This is a genomic window from Draconibacterium orientale (assembly GCF_900111425.1).
In the GTDB taxonomy this organism is placed as follows: Bacteria; Bacteroidota; Bacteroidia; order Bacteroidales; family Prolixibacteraceae; genus Draconibacterium; species Draconibacterium orientale.
This window is the reverse complement of the sequence record NZ_FOHT01000006.1, coordinates 54,934-73,218: the sequence shown is the minus strand read 5'-3', so window position 1 is coordinate 73,218 and position 18,285 is coordinate 54,934. Positions and strand designations below refer to the sequence as shown.

General features: G+C 44.3%; 14 protein-coding genes. All 14 read right to left on the bottom strand.

Annotated features, from left to right (window positions below; translation table 11 throughout):
- Positions 1 to 14 precede the first annotated feature (14 nt).
- The 14 genes from BMW53_RS05210 to BMW53_RS05145 all read right to left on the bottom strand — a co-directional run bounded on the left by BMW53_RS05210 (position 15) and on the right by BMW53_RS05145 (position 18,256).
- Positions 15 to 3,257 (bottom strand): ABC transporter permease, encoded by a 3,243-nt coding sequence (locus BMW53_RS05210; RefSeq protein WP_038554669.1) that lies wholly within the window; start codon positions 3,255 to 3,257, stop codon positions 15 to 17.
- A gap of 44 nt (positions 3,258 to 3,301) precedes the next feature.
- Entirely contained in the window at positions 3,302 to 3,979 is a 678-nt protein-coding gene (locus tag BMW53_RS05205) for an ABC transporter ATP-binding protein (RefSeq protein ID WP_038554672.1), read from the bottom strand.
- A gap of 33 nt (positions 3,980 to 4,012) precedes the next feature.
- Complete coding sequence (locus BMW53_RS05200) at positions 4,013 to 4,345, bottom strand: GIY-YIG nuclease family protein (protein WP_038554676.1); 333 nt, start codon at positions 4,343 to 4,345, stop codon at positions 4,013 to 4,015.
- Positions 4,346 to 4,439: 94 nt separating this feature from the next.
- Positions 4,440 to 5,735: a glycosyltransferase family 4 protein gene (locus BMW53_RS05195; RefSeq protein WP_038554682.1), complete on the bottom strand. Its 1,296-nt coding sequence runs from the start codon at positions 5,733 to 5,735 to the stop codon at positions 4,440 to 4,442.
- A gap of 186 nt (positions 5,736 to 5,921) precedes the next feature.
- Positions 5,922 to 7,028 carry a BamB-related PQQ repeat family beta-propellar protein gene (locus BMW53_RS05190; RefSeq protein ID WP_038554685.1) on the bottom strand — a complete coding sequence of 369 codons (1,107 nt, stop codon included), beginning with the start codon at positions 7,026 to 7,028 and terminating at the stop codon, positions 5,922 to 5,924.
- Between the two features lie 186 nt (positions 7,029 to 7,214).
- Complete coding sequence (locus BMW53_RS05185) at positions 7,215 to 8,762, bottom strand: FAD-dependent oxidoreductase (protein ID WP_038554690.1); 1,548 nt, start codon at positions 8,760 to 8,762, stop codon at positions 7,215 to 7,217.
- A 38-nt stretch (positions 8,763 to 8,800) separates the two neighbouring features.
- On the bottom strand, positions 8,801 to 9,256 hold the full coding sequence (locus BMW53_RS05180) for a thioredoxin family protein (protein ID WP_038554695.1): 456 nt from the start codon (positions 9,254 to 9,256) through the stop codon (positions 8,801 to 8,803).
- 10 nt (positions 9,257 to 9,266) lie between these two features.
- Positions 9,267 to 11,609 carry an NAD(P)H-dependent oxidoreductase subunit E gene (locus BMW53_RS05175; RefSeq protein WP_074780288.1) on the bottom strand — a complete coding sequence of 781 codons (2,343 nt, stop codon included), beginning with the start codon at positions 11,607 to 11,609 and terminating at the stop codon, positions 9,267 to 9,269.
- Between the two features lie 18 nt (positions 11,610 to 11,627).
- The gene (locus tag BMW53_RS05170; protein WP_038554701.1) at positions 11,628 to 13,502 is read right to left on the bottom strand and encodes a BamB-related PQQ repeat family beta-propellar protein; all 1,875 of its coding nucleotides are present in this window, start codon (positions 13,500 to 13,502) and stop codon (positions 11,628 to 11,630) included.
- Positions 13,503 to 13,533: 31 nt separating this feature from the next.
- Positions 13,534 to 14,739 (bottom strand): 4Fe-4S binding protein, encoded by a 1,206-nt coding sequence (locus BMW53_RS05165; RefSeq protein ID WP_168136378.1) that lies wholly within the window; start codon positions 14,737 to 14,739, stop codon positions 13,534 to 13,536.
- 155 nt (positions 14,740 to 14,894) lie between these two features.
- Complete coding sequence (locus BMW53_RS05160; RefSeq protein WP_051567521.1) at positions 14,895 to 15,473, bottom strand: 4Fe-4S dicluster domain-containing protein; 579 nt, start codon at positions 15,471 to 15,473, stop codon at positions 14,895 to 14,897.
- 136 nt (positions 15,474 to 15,609) lie between these two features.
- The gene (locus BMW53_RS05155) at positions 15,610 to 15,813 is read right to left on the bottom strand and encodes a hypothetical protein (RefSeq protein ID WP_038554707.1); all 204 of its coding nucleotides are present in this window, start codon (positions 15,811 to 15,813) and stop codon (positions 15,610 to 15,612) included.
- 14 nt (positions 15,814 to 15,827) lie between these two features.
- Positions 15,828 to 16,802, bottom strand: a complete 975-nt coding sequence (locus BMW53_RS05150; RefSeq protein WP_038554712.1) for an NHL repeat-containing protein — start codon at positions 16,800 to 16,802, stop codon at positions 15,828 to 15,830.
- 26 nt (positions 16,803 to 16,828) lie between these two features.
- Positions 16,829 to 18,256 (bottom strand): BamB-related PQQ repeat family beta-propellar protein, encoded by a 1,428-nt coding sequence (locus BMW53_RS05145; protein ID WP_038554718.1) that lies wholly within the window; start codon positions 18,254 to 18,256, stop codon positions 16,829 to 16,831.
- Positions 18,257 to 18,285 lie beyond the last annotated feature (29 nt).

Genomic DNA, 18,285 nt, shown 5'->3' with positions numbered 1-18,285 from the left:
AAGAAATGCGAATATTATTCCACCTGCAAGCCAGATATCAAAACCTTTCCTTTTATAGAAAACCAGCTTAAACCAACAATCCAAACTACTCCGTTTACAAGGATCAACGCTACAACAATTGCAACTGTAGAAAATGACGCATCGGTATTTGTTGACAAAAATGCCGGTAAAGTTGCAACAACAGCTGTAACAAAACCAAGCAAAACACCCGACACCAACAACAATAAATATTCGTTTCTCAGTAATTTAAAAACAGAGCTTTTTGTAAATCCAATGGCTTGCATCAAAGCAATCTCCTGCCGGCGTTCCAAAATTGTTCGGGCCAGGATAACGGCCAACCCAATGGTTCCCAGTATTAATCCCAAAGCTCCGAGCGCCAGAAATATCGATAAATAAGTGTTGGTTACTGAATAAAACTCAACCAGTCGCTTTGCTGCGCTTTCCATTTCCCAGCCATAATCGCGAAATACGGATTGTAACTCGTCGCCAATTGCCGCTTCATTTTCGGCATCGCCACCTACCAAAAATATGTTTGAGCCTGAACTGGTTGGATAGTTTTTCAGAAAATGTTTATTCGATATAATTACGTAACCTTGAAAAACAGATGGTTTGGTTCCGGCGATCAGTCTTAACTTTAATGTGTCACCCAGCTCATTCTGATACAACAACACATCGCCAACTTTCATTCCCAGCCCCCACTGGATAACCGTTTGGTCGGCAATGGCAGGAATTGTTCCGTCATCAGAATCAGTTTCCAGACTTTGCCACGGATCAGCATCCAGGCCTTTCATTTTTGCTGCAAAATCAAACCGGCCTGCCAAGTTTTCGGCATTAACACCTAAAATTGCAGGCTGTGCAATACGATTCAGGTTCAGGCAACTGGCATCGTCGCCATCTACTTTGCGAAACTGCACCACATTAAAATCTTCGTAAATGCCCTCTTCTGCCTTCTTTTCCTCGTTATTAATATCAAAAAGAACGGGCATCGTAGTTTCGGCAAAATACAAAAAGCCTCCGGTGCCACTTGTTTTTTTGTTGGCTCCGGCAATCAAATCCATTTTGTACGAGCCGGTTGATATAACAATAAAGGTTCCCAATGCAAATAGCGTAACAATGGTAACCGATCGGCTAATGTTTCGCGTAAGATTTATGGCTGCCAACTGACGAAACTGAAATTCGCGGGATTTTTTAACCTCACGTTTCATCAGCAGATTTCTGAAAAGCAACAATAATCCGAGCAGCATCAACCCGCCCGACATAAAGAACATTGAAGCATCGGCCTGCGCTGCCAGTAACTGCAGAACAAAAACCACAACCGACAAAGTCAATGCTCCCCACAAAATGCCATTCAGCAATCGTGTTTTTAAACGGCTTTCTTTTACGGTTATCTGTTTTTGCAATTCAACTGCTTTTTGTTTTTGATAGCGTCGCAACGAAATGGCAATGGCCACCAAAGAAACCACCAAACTGATGACCAACCCGATTACCAAAGTAGAAGGCAACAACCGGATTTCGAGCACATTGGTGCGAACAATATCAAACCACAAGGAATTTAAAATGCGGAAAACCAGCGTGGAATAAAAATAGGAAATCACCAGCCCAACAACACTACCAAACAGCGAAACCACAAAACCCTCTGACAGGTAGAAACTTCGAATGTGTTTTTGCTGAAAACCAAGAGCAACAAGTAATCCGATTTGTGCTGAGCGGCTTTCAAGATTTAAACGGAAAAGCAATGCCGTTAAAATGATTGAAGCGATCAGAATGAAAAAGCTCAGACCGATAAACAGTCCGCTAAAATCGGTACCGTTTTGAGCAGCGTGCACGCCCTGTTCACGAATGGGTTCAACGATCATTCCCAAATCGGCAGGAGAAATTGCTGCAGAAAATTCCACTTTATACTTATCATGATTAAATGAAGCGGCCGGATAACGCACAGCCGTATAATCACCAAATCGGTTCGACCACAACTGCAAGGCCCGCTCTGTTGAGATGAACGCCTTTGGTGTACCTTTGTAATCGTCCCAGTATTTTTCATCCTTTTCGCGAATGGCATCCAAATCAATGGGAACTCCGGCTTCCCACTCGCGGCAATGCCCTGCATCCGACAATCCCGGCAAATGCGGTACACGTGTTGGATCAGCAAGTGGCGAATCCATCGAAACAATTTCTTTTAAAACAAACTTCGCCTCTTTATTTATCAACTGGCGCAAAGGGCCAATCTCAAAATATTGCAAACGAATGATATCTCCTATCTTCGCTTTAAAATCATCGGCCGCCCAACGATTTAAAATTATCTCATTTAAAGCCAGTTTTGGGTCGTTCACCGATGACACAAATGAATAGGGAACCGAAGATTGATTATGATCGATAGCGTTTACAAAATAGGTCAGAATCATATCTGCGCCAGGCAAACTTCCCAATAGATCAGAAATTTTTGGCTCCATAAAAACCCGCTCGGTAGAAATTTCCACCTCTCGCCCATCATCCATTTTCATCAAGGTTAATCCGGCATCGGCAGGCGTTAAACAGGTATTCACAACCTCTGAAACCACTTCTGTTTCCAGCTCCGTTGAAACCAGAATCTGATTCGCCTTCCCCTCAAATTCCATTAATCGATTGAGCCGATCGATCGACATAAAAATATTATACGGCGCCGTTTGCGAATTTTTCAAGCTAAAGCGCCCCAAGTCTTCCTTGCTAACTACTTTTTTAATGGTTGCGCGCAAAGCCACACTTGTTTCTTCGGCTGAGACGAACGGAGCATTCATCGGTATCAGACTGGCCTTTTTTATACGAACCAGGATATTGTCGCCGGCTCCTTTTTGTAGGCGCTCTGCCAGATTTTCGCTTATGGCAATCTCGTTATTTTGTAGTTCGGCAAAAAACGGTGTATTTGTAATTTCCTCAAAATCATCATCAACACCAACTACCTGAACTTTATTGGCTCGTTGCTGGCCGCCATCAGCCACAGCCATTCCTTCCAATAAAAGCACTGAAGTAGCTGTCAGATCAGAATTTGCAGTTTCCATCTCCGAAGCCATTTCCTGACGAAAATAACGCTCTTTTACAGCTACTAAATGCGTTGTTTCGCCCAAACGATAAAAAGTTGCCTGGGTTAAACTGTGTCGCACGGAATCGCCTATTACCAGCGAGCCGGTTAAAACCATGGTGCTGACAGCCACACCAATTGCCACCAGTAAATTGGCTTTAAAATAATGAAGAAAAGATTTTATTATGTATTGAAATTTGGTCATAGTCACCCCTCCCGGCTTCGCCTACCCCCCTCAAAGAGAGGAGATTATTCTTTTTCCAATTGTCCGTTTTTCAGTAAGAATTTTGTGTCCATTTTACTGGCCAATTCTGCTGAGTGAGTTACAGTTACCAGCGTTACACCTTCCTCTTCGCTGAGCTGAATAAGCAGCTCGGAAAGTGCGTTGGCATTGGCCTCGTCAAGCGCTCCGGTTGGCTCATCGGCAAGAATTAATTCGGGCTTATTAATCAGCGCACGAACTACAGCAGTTCGCTGACATTCTCCTCCCGACATTTCTGATGGTTTCTGGTTACGCTGATCGGAAATACCAACCTTTTTGATCAGGTATTCTGCCCAGTCTTTTTGCTCCTTTGTTACTTTTCCTTTTGGCAAAAGCGGCAGCAACACATTCTCCCATAAGCTCAGCTGTGGCATTAAATGGTGCATTTGAAAAACAAAGCCCAGATTTTTATTCCGAAAAGCCGCCAATTGAGTTGACGTGTATCCGGTAATATTTGTTCCGTTAAATAGTACTTCACCGGAATCGGGCGTATCCAGCGCCCCCACCAGGTTCAGCAAAGTTGTTTTTCCGGAGCCGCTTGGCCCGATTATCGCCACTTTTTGTCCTTTGCCCAGCTCCAAATCCAGTTCTTTTAACACCGGACGAAAGCTGTGTGTACCGGCTTCGCCGTAACCTTTTGATATGTTTTTTAGTTGTAGTAGCATTTTTTTGTCACCCTGAGCGTAGTCGAAGGGTCGTTATTTATGATTAATATTCTTATCTCTAAAATTAGAAAAATGAGAGTCATTCTGGCAAACAGAGTACTCTTTTAATTTATTCCAGTTCCTTTCAATCAATGCTTCCTTTTTCTTTCTCGACCAACCTTTTAATTTCTTTTCCCATTGCTCCGCAATTTTAAAATCATTATAGGTTTCGTAAAAAACCAGCTCAACTGGTCTCCTTTTAAAAGTAAAGCTATTGGCAGATACTCCTTTATTATGTTCCTCTAATCTTCGTTCTATATCATTTGTAACGCCCACATAATAACTGCCGTCGCTGCACTTCAGAATATATACATAGAATGTTTTCATTTAAGTATTTCTGGTTGAATTCATCCTTCGACTCCGCTCAGGATGACAGTTCGACTTCGCTCAGGATGACAGTTCGACTCCGCTCAGGATGACGTCACACTGAGCGGAGTCGAAGGGTTTCGTACAGCTCAACAATCTCGGCTGCATGATTATGGATATTAAATTTTGTTTTTGTTCCTTCGTAACCGGTCTGGCTCAGTTTTTCTAATTTTTCAGTATCTTTCAATAGTTCAGCCCAGCTTTCACTCAATTTTTCCGGCGTATTTGGAGAATAAGTTATTCCGCCGCCGGACACATCTACAATCTCCGGAAATGCTCCCAATGCAGGCTGCACTACAGGAACTCCTGATGCCATGGCTTCCAACAAATACATACCAAATGCCTCGCCGATACGAACCGGGACCGAGATCATGGCCACTTGCTTAAAAAATTCGTGTCGGGCTGCTCCTTCAAACTCTTCCACCACTTCAAACTGGTGCAATAAACCAGCCTCTTTCAGTTTCTGTTTTTGGTCTTTAAAAAACTTTTTATCATCGCCGGTCAACCCTCCCGTGGCAATTAGTTTCACCTCCTCAAAACCGGCTTTCTTTTTCAATTCGATAAAAGCATCCACCACAATATCGAAACCATCTTTGTGGCACATTCTCGAAATATAACCCACATTTTTTGGTTTCGCTTTTACAGGAATGTAGGGATAATCCTCCACATCGACACCAAGATAAAAAGTATGCACCTTTTGCTCGTCCAGGCGCATGCGCTTTTGCATTTCACCGGCAAAATAATTGCTGACAGCCACCAGCGCATCAACATCCTTCGCCCGCTCGTGCATTAAATCCCAAATGGATTGCTGAAACTGTGGTTGCATGGCATCCACCCAAACATCCTCATCCTGCAGGGAACAGACCACCGGAACACCAACTTTTTCTTTCAGTCGTTTTGCAAGGCCAAGTAGCAAAGCATTTGAAATATGAATTACATCGGGTTTGCAATGCTCTGCAATCCAATCGGCCATTTTATCCAGCTCTTCTTTTTGCTCGCCCTGTTCGCCCAGCAACATCGAAATGGTCATGTCTTCCAGTCCTTTTGCGCGGGTTGAGCCGGCCATTGAAGCAGCCATTTTCATCATGGGCTTTGAATTCAGCAGCTTATCGAACCAAGCCGGTGCTTTCCTGAAAACGGGATAAACCTGCTTGAGATAAGTACTTATGGCACCATAAAAAATCGGGATATCGGAAATGTCGTGTTCATCGGAAAACAGCGGTAAATACATCGGGATTTTTATTACCTGGTGATCCAGTTTTCGTAAAGCATCCACATATTTACTGTCGCGCAGGCAATTTCCGCAGTAAAAGCTGCCACCTGATCCGGGTATGATTTGAATTATATTCATCTTGTTCCTTTCAACACGAAGACACTAATTCCCAAAGAGTTATAAGCACTTCTTATATTCGTCTTCAATTGATTTGCTTCTATCAACATTTATCGCTTCCAATTAAATGAACATCTACAAAATCGACACGAAAAAGTACATAATCAGAACTTTTTTGCTTTGTGTCTCCGTGTCTTTGTGTTCAGACTATTCGCCAAAACAATAAATGTTTCCATCGTAAGCTCCCACAAAAAGCTGCCCGTTGGCCACGGCTGGATTACTAATAATCTGGCTTCCTATTTCATAAGTCCAAACAGGCTTTCCATCCGAAAGGTTCACAATGGCCAGATCGCCGCGCATATTCGCCACAACTACCTTATTTTTAACAATTACCGGAGAAGCCTCCACCTGGCGCCCGGTATTGTATTCCCAAAGTTTCTCTCCTGTATTTTTATTGAAACAATACAAAAACTTGTTGTGGTTGGCCGTTAAAACCTTATCTCCAATTAAAGCCGGCGAAGCAATAAACTGCAAATTGGTTTTTTCATCTGACCACACCCAGGTAGTTTTATCATTTTTTATATCCACCTGAAAAAAACGCCCGTCGTAATCGCCCACATAAGCTTTATTGTTTTCAATGGTAACCGATCCGGCTACATAGGTAGCCACATCAATTTTTTCTACAAGTTTGCCAGTTGTTACGTCAACCACGTGAAGATAGCCATCGCAGCCACCAAATATGGCTTTCCCGTCGGCACAGGCCGCTGCTCCGTTAATGAAATTATCCGATTCGTATTTCCATTTCAGCTCACCGGTTTTGGCATCCACACAATGGAGGTAGTAATCATAACTTCCCATAAAAATATAGGTCGTTCCGACTTCGGTCCACCAGTTCGCCGATCCGATTATCTGGTTTTCACATTCGTACTTCCATAATTCTTCGCCGGTGTCCAGGTTCAAGGCAAATAAAAATCCATCCAAATTTCCTACGTAAACCGTATTATTCAGAATGAGCGCAGGTGCTTCAATTGAATTTTCAGTATTGAATTTCCACAACAATTCACCCGAAGTATCAATACAATAAACAAATCCATCGGTAGAGCCGATCACCACTTTATTGTTGGCAACTACCGGTGCCGACTTGATATTGTCGCCGGTTTCGAAAACCCATAAAAGATCCGGAGAATCTGGTAGTGTCGTCTTTGAAACACCTGTCAGATGCTGCTCACCACGAAAAATTGGCCACGAACCGGCAGGCTGAGCAACAGCTCCAAAACTCAAGACGATTAAAAAAGTTACTATCCAATACTTCATTATTTCTTTGATTTGTGAATATTGATTAACGAATTTCGTTTGCAGATTTACTACTAAAATCGTTACTCAACACTCTTCATTCTTTTTCGAACCACATAGACACATAAGGACACAATAGCGTTTTGCCTATTGCGATTTGCCAATTGCCGACTCAATCATAAATCGTTAATCGACATTCATTATTCATCATTCTTTCAACGAGATTGCTCCCGTCGGACAAGCTTCAGCGACTTTTCGTGCCGTTTCGGTCAATCCCAGTTTAAGGTCTTCGTTAAACGGAACGCCAATCTCCACATCAAAACCTCTGCCAATAAAGGTAAAGCCGAATTTCTCCTTGTATTTTCCAGTGAGGCGCACACAAATTCCGCATTTAATACATTTTTGTGGCTCATAAACCACCAGGTTGTGATTGATTTGTTTTGTAATCTTCCGGCGCTCACTGGTTTTAAAGCGTTTCTGATCCACCTGGTATTGATCGGAATATTCGCGCAGTTTACAATTATCTATAGCACGGCAATCGCAATGCAAACAACGTTTTGCTTCGGCAATGGCTTCCTCACGGGTAAAACCGGAATTTTTCCCTTGTTCAGGAATCTTCCGCTTACCTTCTACCGACTCTTTGAGGTATTCGGCAAACTCGTCGGCAACCATTTTTCCAAAACGCGAATTGAATAAGCGCGGCTCACCTTTTATCTCCTGCCCCGAGAGGAATTGCATAACTGAAAAAGCCACCTCTTTTCCCTGACCAACCGAACGTACTGCCAACCTTGATGAACGCAAAACATTTCCGATGGCAAAAACCTTTTCATCAGAAGTTTGATAAGTTGTTTTATCGGCGTCAATTCCTTTTGGATTGGCTTTCAATCCGTACTTTTCAGAATCATCAGAAACTACACCCGATGCTAAAACTACGGCCTCAAAATCCTTTTTCAACTGTTCAAACTCCGCAGCTCCAATCGACTGACCTCCGCGAAATTCAACTCCGGTTTTCAGAATCGCATCAATTTCTTTATCCAGCACATCCATCGGCAAAACTTCTTCGCTTAATTCTGTGCGAAGCAAACCTCCGGCTTTTTCGTTTTTATCAAAAAGTGTAACATCAATTCCTTTCAACTGCATGTAATACGCTGCTGCCAATCCGGCCGGACCGGCACCAACAACCGCCACTTTCTTTCCTGTTTTCTCAACTTCAGGAAGCGTTGACTCAACACCATCGTCTCCAACAATTCGTTTCAGTAAACAAATTGATATTGGCTCGTCAACTGTTTTCCGATGGCAGGCACCTTCGCAGGGAGCCGGACAAATACGCCCCAAAACTGCGGGCAAAGCAATATCTTTTTTTACCACAGCCAAGGCCTCATCGAATTTTCCGGCAGCAATTAAACGGTTCATCCGCGGAATATCCATGTGCGCCGGACATGCCACCTGGCACGGACCTTCGCAATCGCCAACATGTTCGCTTAACAGCAATTCCAGTGCAGTTTTTCGCGATTCGGCAATTTCCTGATCATCAGTAATCACCTCCATTCCTTCCACTGCTTTTACCGAACACGACGGATAAAGTCGTCCGTTTTTCTTGTCCTTCACCATACAAAGCATGCAGGAAGTAAAGTGCTCCAGCTCGTCGTGCCAACACATATTCGGAATATCAATTCCCTGTTGCTGCGCGGCTTTCATCACCGAAGTTCCTTCTTCAACTTCAATTACTTTGTTATTTATCTTTAGTTTAATCATAGTGTTAATCGCTATTTCACAAAAATGAACAAGGATGATTACTTGAGTTGCAAAAGCCATTCAAGTATTTTTCCCATCTCCGGCACACTCCCCTGATGTTTCAGCTCTCCATTGATTACAATTACGGGAATCATCATTATTCCAACCGCTGTGGCTTTTTCTTCAAATGGTCGTAAAAACTCATCCAATTCATAACTCCAGTTACTTTTATTATAGGCCGCGTATTCATTCACTTTCGCTGACACGCCACCCGTCAATAATCCGGTGAGTTGCGTCTTATCGATTTCTTTTTTTATCGATACAGCTACATCTTTTGCAGTTCCGACTTTTAAACCTTGACTTCTTGCAAAATTTCCAGCCTCTTCGCCTAAGTAATTTAAGTGCCTCACTTCCACATCAAGTCCCAATTCTTCCACTTTCTTTTCGATGAAATGTGTAAGCAATCCACATCGCGGGCACGGCGGTTCTGTTCCTATAATAAGTATCTCGTTCATTACGGCTTAACTACTTTACATCAATTGCATCAACCGGACAAGCAGCGCGGCATGCATCACATTTTATACACAATTCCGTATCGATGGTATGTTTTTCGTGCGGCGTAAACGGAATGGCATCAACCGGACATTTTTGCACACATTTGGTACAGCCGATACAATCATCGTTTACCGAATAAGTAATGAGCTCAGCACATTTTCCGGTTGGGCAGGTTCCGTTGATATGCGCTTCGTATTCATCGCGAAAATGTTTCAAAGTACTCAGCACCGGGTTTGGCGCTGTTTTTCCGAGTCCACACAAACTTCCTTTTTTAGTCCATTCCGCCAGATGCTCCAACTCTTCAATGTCGCCTTTTTTGCCTTTTCCACTAACAATGCCGTCCAGAATGTCGAGCATTCGTTTTGTTCCAACGCGACAGAAAGTACATTTGCCGCACGATTCTTCCTGTGTAAATGAAAGGAAATAGCGGGCAATATCCACCATACAATCGGTATCGTCGAGCACCACAAGGCCTCCGGATCCCATCATCGCTCCCATTTCACCCAACGATTCATAATCGATTGGCGTATTGGAATGTTCGGCCGGAATACATCCACCCGACGGGCCACCAATCTGCACCGCTTTAAACTTTCGTCCATTGGCAATTCCTCCGCCAATTTCTTCAATCACCTGTTTTATGGTAATTCCCATCGGAACTTCAATCAGTCCGCCACGAGCCACTTTACCGGCCAGGGCAAACACCTTTGTTCCGGTGCTTTTTCCGGAGCCAATTTTTGAAAATCCTTCAGCTCCCTCGCGCAGGATGAAGGAAATTTGCGCCAATGTTTCGGTGTTGTTTACCAGGGTTGGTTTTCCCCACAAACCGCTCTCAGCAGGAAATGGCGGACGCATTCTCGGGAAACCACGATTTCCTTCGATGGATGCAATAAGTGCACTTTCCTCGCCACAAACAAAAGCACCGGCGCCTTCGTAAATCTGCAGTTCGAGATCGAAACCACTGCCCAAAATATTTTCTCCCAGGTAATTTTTAGCCTTACAAATTTTAAGGGCCTCACGAATACGTTTTACCGCCAGCGGATACTCGGCACGGATATAAAAATATCCCTGATGAATGCCCACCGCATACGCCGCAATGATCATTCCTTCAATTACCCGGTACGGATACGACTCAAGTAACATCCGGTCCATAAAAGCTCCGGGATCGCCCTCATCGCCGTTACAGATAATATATTTTTCAGGATCTTCCTGTTTTTTTACCAGCTCCCATTTTAGGCCCGTTGGAAATCCGGCACCACCACGACCTCTGATTCCGCTATCTTTTACCTCGCGGATCACTTCTTCCGGGGCCATTTTATTCAGCACTTTTTTTACGGCTGAAAAACCTCCGCGGCTCAGGTATTCATTAATATCCAGCGGATTGATGATGCCACGATATTCGGTGGCGATTGGCACCTGTTTTCCTAAAAATGAAGCCACCGGTTTTTCGCGCATGCTTATTTCGTAGCGCTCAATTCCGTCCCAGTTTCGGTCGGTTTGAATTTCTTCAACTGCATGGAAAAGTTTATTTTTTAGACGGGTAAAATAGCCTGGTGCCTGGAAATGGCTTTCTACAATGTTTTTAACGTCTTCGGGTTTTACTTTAGCGTAAAGGGTCGGCTCGCCTTCGTTTGGAACCACCTCCACAAGTGGCACCTGGTGGCACATGCCCACGCAGCCCACATGTTTCAGGCTGACACGTAAACCACTATCGTTTACCACATGCTGAACCTCTTCCTGAATTTCCTTACTTCCACTGGCTACGCAACACGATCCAAGCCCAATACGAATCTCACCCTGAATTTCTGAACCATCTGCTTTTCGTGCCTTGTTTGATTTTTTTGCTCCTTTAATGCTTTCAAAATCGGCAATTACCTGACCAACCTGATCGGAAGCCACATGGCCGTAGGTAGTTTCATCGATTTGCACTACAGGCGCCAGCGTACAACAGCCCAAACAGGCCACCTGTTCCAGCGTATATTTTCCCGATTCTTCGGTTTCCTGTCCTTCTGCCAACTTTAGTTCACGGCGAAAAGCATCGTAAACCTGACCGGCACCTTTAACATGGCATGCTGTTCCTACACACACTTTTATGATGTGCTCGCCAACCGGCTGCAAACGAAACTGCGAGTAAAAACTGGCCACGCCAATAATCTCCGCCAGACTGATCTCTGATTTTTCAGCCACCAACCTCAACACTTCTTCAGGCAGATAGTTATACTCTTTCTGAATGGCCTGAAGAATAGGAATCAGGCTTTTTTTGGTTGCGCCTTTTTCCTGAATAAGCTGATCGATATATTTATTTTCTTCTGTCATTTATTCCTCCTCAAAGTCCTACTTCCCAATGCAAAACAAGTCTTTCTCTCCACGTATATAAAGCCGTCCATCGGCAAAAGCCGGCGTAGGACCGGATAGTTCGCCCAATACATTTTCGCCAACCTTTTTTAATTCTCTCGAAAATTCGTAGATGCGCATTACGCCTTCGTTATCCATAAGATACACTTTTCCATCGGCCAAAACCGGCGATGAATATACCGGCGAACCGAAATCATCTTCCCAAAGCAATTCTCCCTCTTTCAGGTCGTAGCACACAAAAACGCCATAACTGGTTGCGACAAATACCAATCCCTCGTGTGCTAAAATACTCGCTGCTTCGGGCAGGTAAAAATCATCCTCCCAAAGAATTTCCTGTGTGCGAATATCAATGGCTACCATTCGCGCATATTCGTTGGCTGCCACCACTATTCCGTCGGCATACCCAACCGATGCACCCACTTCGCCCATCATACATTCAACCGACCAAAGCTCTTCTCCAGTTCCCACATCGTATCCGGCCACAATCGGGTCGGCCGTTAACACCAACTGATACTTGCCATCCACCTCGGCCAATACCGGACTTGCCCACGATATTTTTGCATCTCGTTGTGTTTCCCAAACTGTTTCGCCTGATTTATTATCCAGCGCCATCACTTTCCCTGCGCGGTTGGTATCGTATTGAATAAAAAGTTTACCGTTTAAAGTTATCAACGACGAAGAATGTCCGTAATGATTATCCGGAACTCCCAGGTTTCTTGCCCACAAACGTTTGCCATTCATATCGAAAGCGATTACGTCTCCGGTACCAAAAATGGCAAAAACTGCGTTTCCATCAGTAGTTAAAGTTGATGCGGCAAGACCAGTATCCTCCGTTACCCGCGGTGGTGTTGCCGGCGAACCTGAAATATTATCGGCCACTCCTGTCCACATTAATTTCCCATCGTTACGGTTGTAACAATACACTTCGCGGCTGGTGTTATCGGCACCCGACACAAACAGTTTATCGCCCCAAATTACCGGCGAATTGAATCCGTGTTTTGGCACCTCAGCTTTCCAAACCACATTTGTTCCGGCAGCACCGTCCCATTCGGTTGGGATATTTTTATGCATGACCACTCCCTGCGCCAAAGGCCCGCGAAAAGAGTTATGATTTTTCTGAAGTTCGGCAAGTGTTATTCCTGATGATGCCGCTGCCGGTTTGGTTTCTACAGCCGATTTTTCGGCAACCGGCTCAGAAGACGTTTCCTCAACCTGAACTTCTGTTGAAGTTTCTTCTGTTACATTTTCGGCAGAAGCAGATTCATCGGCAGTTGCTTCTACCGAAACTTCGTTGCTTGTGGTTTGCGCCGGAGCAACATTTATTACCTCAACAGCTTCCTCGACCGGAGTTTCATTATCAGCTACCAAAGCACTTGCATCGTATGATTTTAGCTGGTTTACCGAAAGAAAGGAAGCCAGCAGCGCCAAAACCATAACCGCCGCCCCAACAATTATAATTCCCTTTTGAGCAATTATGCGACTGGCAATTTCGTTTTCCAATACTTTCTCCGGTTCTTCAATTTTGCTTTTGGCAGAGTAATAAAGCCGCAAGGCAAGTGCCAACACAATGGCGCCAAAAAGTAACATATAAGCGCCCGTTTCCACCTGCCACTGACTGTTAAAATAAGCTTTTCGGGCCAGCAAATCGAAATTGCGAATCTCCTCTTTCAGCTCTTCATTGTTGGCATCGTCTTTCAGGCGCTCAACCAAGGCCTCCAAAGCCTTACTTTCGATGGGATCGGTTTTGGTGATCTGCCAAAAATTCAATAAAAGCAGCAGCGCAACAGCCGCGCAAAAAATACCTGCAATTAAAGCAATGTTATGCGATAGTTTTAATTTATCCTGGTTGTTCATTTTATTTTTGGTTCTTCTTTTTTATGCAACGTTATTTTTCCACCGGACAATAATCCACACACCGTGCACAACTGAAACAATTCCCTTTGTGCGGCTCGTAATCCTGGCGTTTTCGGAACACCACTGTATTCAGTAAAGTCATTCCGATTACCAATCCCATAAATCCTCCGGCAATCATACTTCCAATGTAAAATTTCTCACGAATTGCGGTGGCTTCACTTACCAGCTGCTCCATCGGTTTTCCAGAGGCCAGGAAAGTCTGCACATCAATATTATCCGGATCGTTTCGCAACTCAGGGTGTGCAATCAACAATTCGGCCAGGTAAACATCCTGATTCGCTTTCGACAGGAAAGTATGCGATTTTGCGCCCACAAAAACACCCAGTGCAATCCACAACGGAATTACCAGCGCGTAGGTTATAAATCGTTTTGGCCCCAATCCTGATTTTACCACCTCTTTTTCGTTGGTTGGGAAATCAATAGCATCAAACGGGCACGAGTGTGTGCATAATTTACACTGAATACATTTTGACGGCGTGATAGTAAGGTGCCGGCTTGAGAAACGCGACATCCAGCTGAGCAGCACGCCATAAGGACACAAAAAGCGACAATAAGGACGGGCAACAAACATTCCCATTAACAGGAAAGCAATGCCCAAAACGATCATCAGGAATTTAGCATCCATACGGAAAATACCAACGAAGGGATCGTATCGACAAATGATAAAATCGGTTCCTGTGGCAGCAAAAAGCACAGCCAGCGACAGGTATAAATACGGAATTAATCCCAACGTTTTATTCAACCACTTTGGCAAACTTATCGGTTTTACCACCACCAAATCCTGAATAGCACCTAACGGACAGGCACCGGCACAGAATGTTCGCCCAAAAAAGAGCGTAACAACAAGCGGTATAATAAAAAACAGCAAGGCCGTTAATGATATGGCATAGGCCGGATCGAAAAAGGTGAGCGTAACATTTTGAATCGCCCCGATGCTGCAAATACACCCATTTCGGTAAAACCCGAAATAAACGAGCGTAAATATCGACAGCCACAAAATACCTTGTCGCGAGCGGCTTTTCAGTGCAAAATAAGTTGCTGCCGCCAAAACGAGGATCAGAATAAGCACATCGAAATATTCCATTGCCAGCGCCCGTGGCTCGGGTGTAACCGGCGATGGTTGCTCGTAACCTGTCTCAAACTCAGGCTTTGGAAACCGTTGTTTCTGGGCCGACAAGTTAAGAGACAAAAGATTGAAGGCAAAAGTGAAAAGTATAAAGGCAAAAGTGAAAAGCACAGATTTTGATTTAAATCCGAAGAATCTACTTTGCTTGTGGCTCGTAGCTTGTAACTTGTGGCTATTTTGGTTAAGTTGATTTCTCATTGTAAATATCAGGCTTCAGGATTGTTTGTAAAGTCGCCTTTTACGTTGTAAGCTTCACTGGCTTTTACCCGGCTAATGGCGTCGGACGGGCAAACCCTGGCGATGGAACATTCGTTACAATTCACGCAAATATGGTGCATAATCTGCAGGTGCATCGAACCGTTTCCGAACGAAGTACATCCTGCAACACATTTTGCACAACCTATGCACAAATCTTCATTAATATGATACTCGAAATAAGGTTCTTCGATAAACCGACGTTCGATGGCTGCTGTTGGGCACAACTGGTTTTCGGCAGCTGTACTTTGCGCGTTGGCATCGGGTTTCAGGTAGCCGCCGCACAAATCGCAGTAGCCACACAAATCAAAAGCGTGGATACATTTTACGGCAGAAGGATTCAACACACATTCCGTTGCGCATCGCCCGCACTGCGTACATTTAAACGGATCGATCTGCCACACATAATCATCGCCACTTACCTTACGAAGCGCCGAAACACTTACCGCGCCCAACGATAATAACAAGGAAGCGCGCACCCCGTTGTGGATGAATTTCCGGCGGCTTTGTGATTTGCTGTTATTTTCCATATCTCCTCTCTAATCTACATTCGTTTTTGCAGCGCTTAGCTATTTGACTATTTCAATCAGCTTTTCTAAAAGCGCCTTTATACTCGTTTCACTCGTTCCCCCCGGGTTAAAACCCGGAGCTATAAAATCCGGATTCTTATGGAGTTATCTCCACTTCTCCCCTCTCCTGTTTAACTTCCGGATTTACACATGCCGAAATCTTCCTACAGTTTTTACAAGTGGGTGAAACCGAACAAGCGGCCGACACTTTTTTGTTCACAACCAAATAACCTGCAGAAGCGGTAATTCCTCCGAGAAGTAAAAGCCGGCCTGTTGTTCTTATAAATTCTTTTCGTTTCATCTCAATAATATTATCTATTCTGAAATTTTTGGTTCGAAAACCCGCAAAACATTTCTGTCGAAATCAAGCGCATAAATATTTCCTTCCTCATCAACAGCAACATCAGGTGCCTGTCCTTCAATTTTTTCATCGAATTTGGTTGGCGGCGCAACAACTCCTGAAAATTCGCCGGAAGCTTTATAAACTTTCACGCGAACCAAACCTTTTTCGCTGGTGACAAAACTGCCATCGGGCAAGAAGCAAAAATGAGCAGGATTGCAGCAACCACTAAAATTCTTGGTTTGATTACCTGAAGCTTTCCAGAACTCACGTAAACGCCCTTCTTTGGTGTAATTTTCCATGGTGTGCATGCCCGGATTGGCCACCCACAAATCGCCATAAGCATTTATATCCAGATCGAAATACGGGCTGGGAATTATAAAACCATGTGCCAGATCGTCGTCGGTTTTCCCTTCAAACTCATTCACAATTTCGCCCCGATGGTTAAAACGCAGAATGCGGCGGTTACCGGCATCGGCAACCATAATATCCTCGCCATCCACCGCAACAGCAGTTAAATACGTGTCTTCACCATCAACTTCCCACTTATCAATGGTAGTTCCCGTTTCATCAACGATCCACACAAATTTCTCGAAAATCACATAAATGGTATCGCCAACCACATCGAGCCCGTGCGGTTCGTCAAGAAAACCAACCTCGCCCAGAAGCGTCCCTGAAAAATCAACGATCTTCAGTTCCTGGTCGCCAACAGCATATATTTTATTATTGGCAACTTCAAGCGCCTCTGCCAAAACAAAGCCCAGGTTAAAATTCCGGGTCTCTTTGTATTTCACCAGCTCTTCCGGAACGTTCCGAAACTCATCAACACTGAATTCAAATTTATTGGCCGCCATGTTATCCGGACGCTTCGAGTACCAGTCAACCACCATTATGCCAACGATTACCACCGCCAGTACAATCAGAAATAGTACGATTCCTTTATTCTTCATGACTATATATTTGCATTAATGCTTTTCTATCCGTTCACATTCAAATCGATACAGATCATTGTTTTTGCATCGCGCAGCAACAAATAACCGTCGGCCAGTGCAAAAGGAGCCCAGGCATCGTGCCCGTCTTCAATTACATTCACCTGTTCCAACTGAATGTATTTTTCGGTACTTGGACGCGCAATCGTAAGTGTTCCGTCGTCGCTCAGAATAAACAGTTTATTGTCGGCAATAAAATACGGTCCGAGGCCAAAACGGGTTTCCTTACCGCTCGTCCACACTACTTTTCGTGTATCATCAGGACTCACGCAGATCAGCTGATTTCGGTTGGCACCACCATCTTTCGGAACAATACCAAACAAATATCCATTCCAGAAAATCGGTGTTTGCTGCTCGCATGCCAGTCCTTCTTTTGGTGCATATTCGTAAAGAGGTTCCACGGTGAAAGTGCCGTTGCTTTCGGTTAATTTCAACATCATACTTCCGGCTCCGTAACCCGCGGTCATAAATAGCTTTCCGTCGGGCATACAAACCGGCGATGGCGCAACCACCGAGTGGTTCCACTGCGATGTTTCCCATAATATTTGTCCGGCATCAGGTCCGTCGGCAGCAACGCCAAGCAGGCCTCCGATGGCACTATAGACATACATTTTTCGTCCGCGAAAAGTAAAAGGGACAACCGATGAGTGCGACATTTTCCAACCATTAGGATTTGGTGTTTCCCATAATTTCTCACCGGTTTCGCAATCAACGGCCACCATCATTTTACTACCTCCGGTGGCAATAATTGCAACGCCATTGTCGATTATCGGACATTGCCCGGTGTACCAAAAAGGAATTTCATTCTGATACTCTTTTACCACATCGAGTCCCCAGCGGAAATCTCCGGTTTCACGATCAAGACACATCACGTGGCACTTTGGCCCGATGGTAACAATGTAGTCTTCAGTAACTGCCGGAATGGTTCGCGACATGCCGTGATTTCGTTTGATGGCCACATCGTAACCGCGTATCCATTGCTCTTCGCCGGTAACCACCGAAAAACAGCGCAAAATATCGGCGCGCTCCTCTTCGTCGTAGTCAAGCACATACGCTAAACCTTTGTAAATTGCAGCTCCTGAGTGTCCTTCACCTAATTTTTTCGACCACAGAATTTTCGGCCCTTCCGCCCCAAAACTTTCCACCAGTTTTACCGGCGACTTTGAAATGTTATCGTAATCGGCCCCACGAAAGTTGGTCCATGTTTCTTCCAGCACCTGGTAATCCGAAGACAATTCTTCAAAGTGTTCACCTATCGTTACGTCTTGCGGAGGCACGCCTTTTCCCCTGTTATCGGCACCTTCAAGATTAACTGTAAAATCTTTTGTAGGATCGGCATTTAACCACCAAAAAATGGAAATAAATCCAATGGTACCGATCGAGATCAGAATGATATTTATGGTTCTTTTAGTCATCAATTCAGGTTAAAAACAGAAAGATAATA

Coding starts and splice junctions, on each gene's coding strand:
- BMW53_RS05205 (WP_038554672.1), bottom strand. CDS start 3,979: ATGCTACTACAACTAAAAAACATATCAAAAGGTTACGGCGAAGCCGGT.
- BMW53_RS05195 (WP_038554682.1), bottom strand. CDS start 5,735: ATGAATATAATTCAAATCATACCCGGATCAGGTGGCAGCTTTTACTGC.
- BMW53_RS05150 (WP_038554712.1), bottom strand. CDS start 16,802: ATGAAGAATAAAGGAATCGTACTATTTCTGATTGTACTGGCGGTGGTA.
- BMW53_RS05190 (WP_038554685.1), bottom strand. CDS start 7,028: ATGAAGTATTGGATAGTAACTTTTTTAATCGTCTTGAGTTTTGGAGCT.
- BMW53_RS05200 (WP_038554676.1), bottom strand. CDS start 4,345: ATGAAAACATTCTATGTATATATTCTGAAGTGCAGCGACGGCAGTTAT.
- BMW53_RS05145 (WP_038554718.1), bottom strand. CDS start 18,256: ATGACTAAAAGAACCATAAATATCATTCTGATCTCGATCGGTACCATT.
- BMW53_RS05180 (WP_038554695.1), bottom strand. CDS start 9,256: ATGAACGAGATACTTATTATAGGAACAGAACCGCCGTGCCCGCGATGT.
- BMW53_RS05160 (WP_051567521.1), bottom strand. CDS start 15,473: ATGGAAAATAACAGCAAATCACAAAGCCGCCGGAAATTCATCCACAAC.
- BMW53_RS05155 (WP_038554707.1), bottom strand. CDS start 15,813: ATGAAACGAAAAGAATTTATAAGAACAACAGGCCGGCTTTTACTTCTC.
- BMW53_RS05175 (WP_074780288.1), bottom strand. CDS start 11,609: ATGACAGAAGAAAATAAATATATCGATCAGCTTATTCAGGAAAAAGGC.
- BMW53_RS05185 (WP_038554690.1), bottom strand. CDS start 8,762: ATGATTAAACTAAAGATAAATAACAAAGTAATTGAAGTTGAAGAAGGA.
- BMW53_RS05170 (WP_038554701.1), bottom strand. CDS start 13,502: ATGAACAACCAGGATAAATTAAAACTATCGCATAACATTGCTTTAATT.
- BMW53_RS05210 (WP_038554669.1), bottom strand. CDS start 3,257: ATGACCAAATTTCAATACATAATAAAATCTTTTCTTCATTATTTTAAA.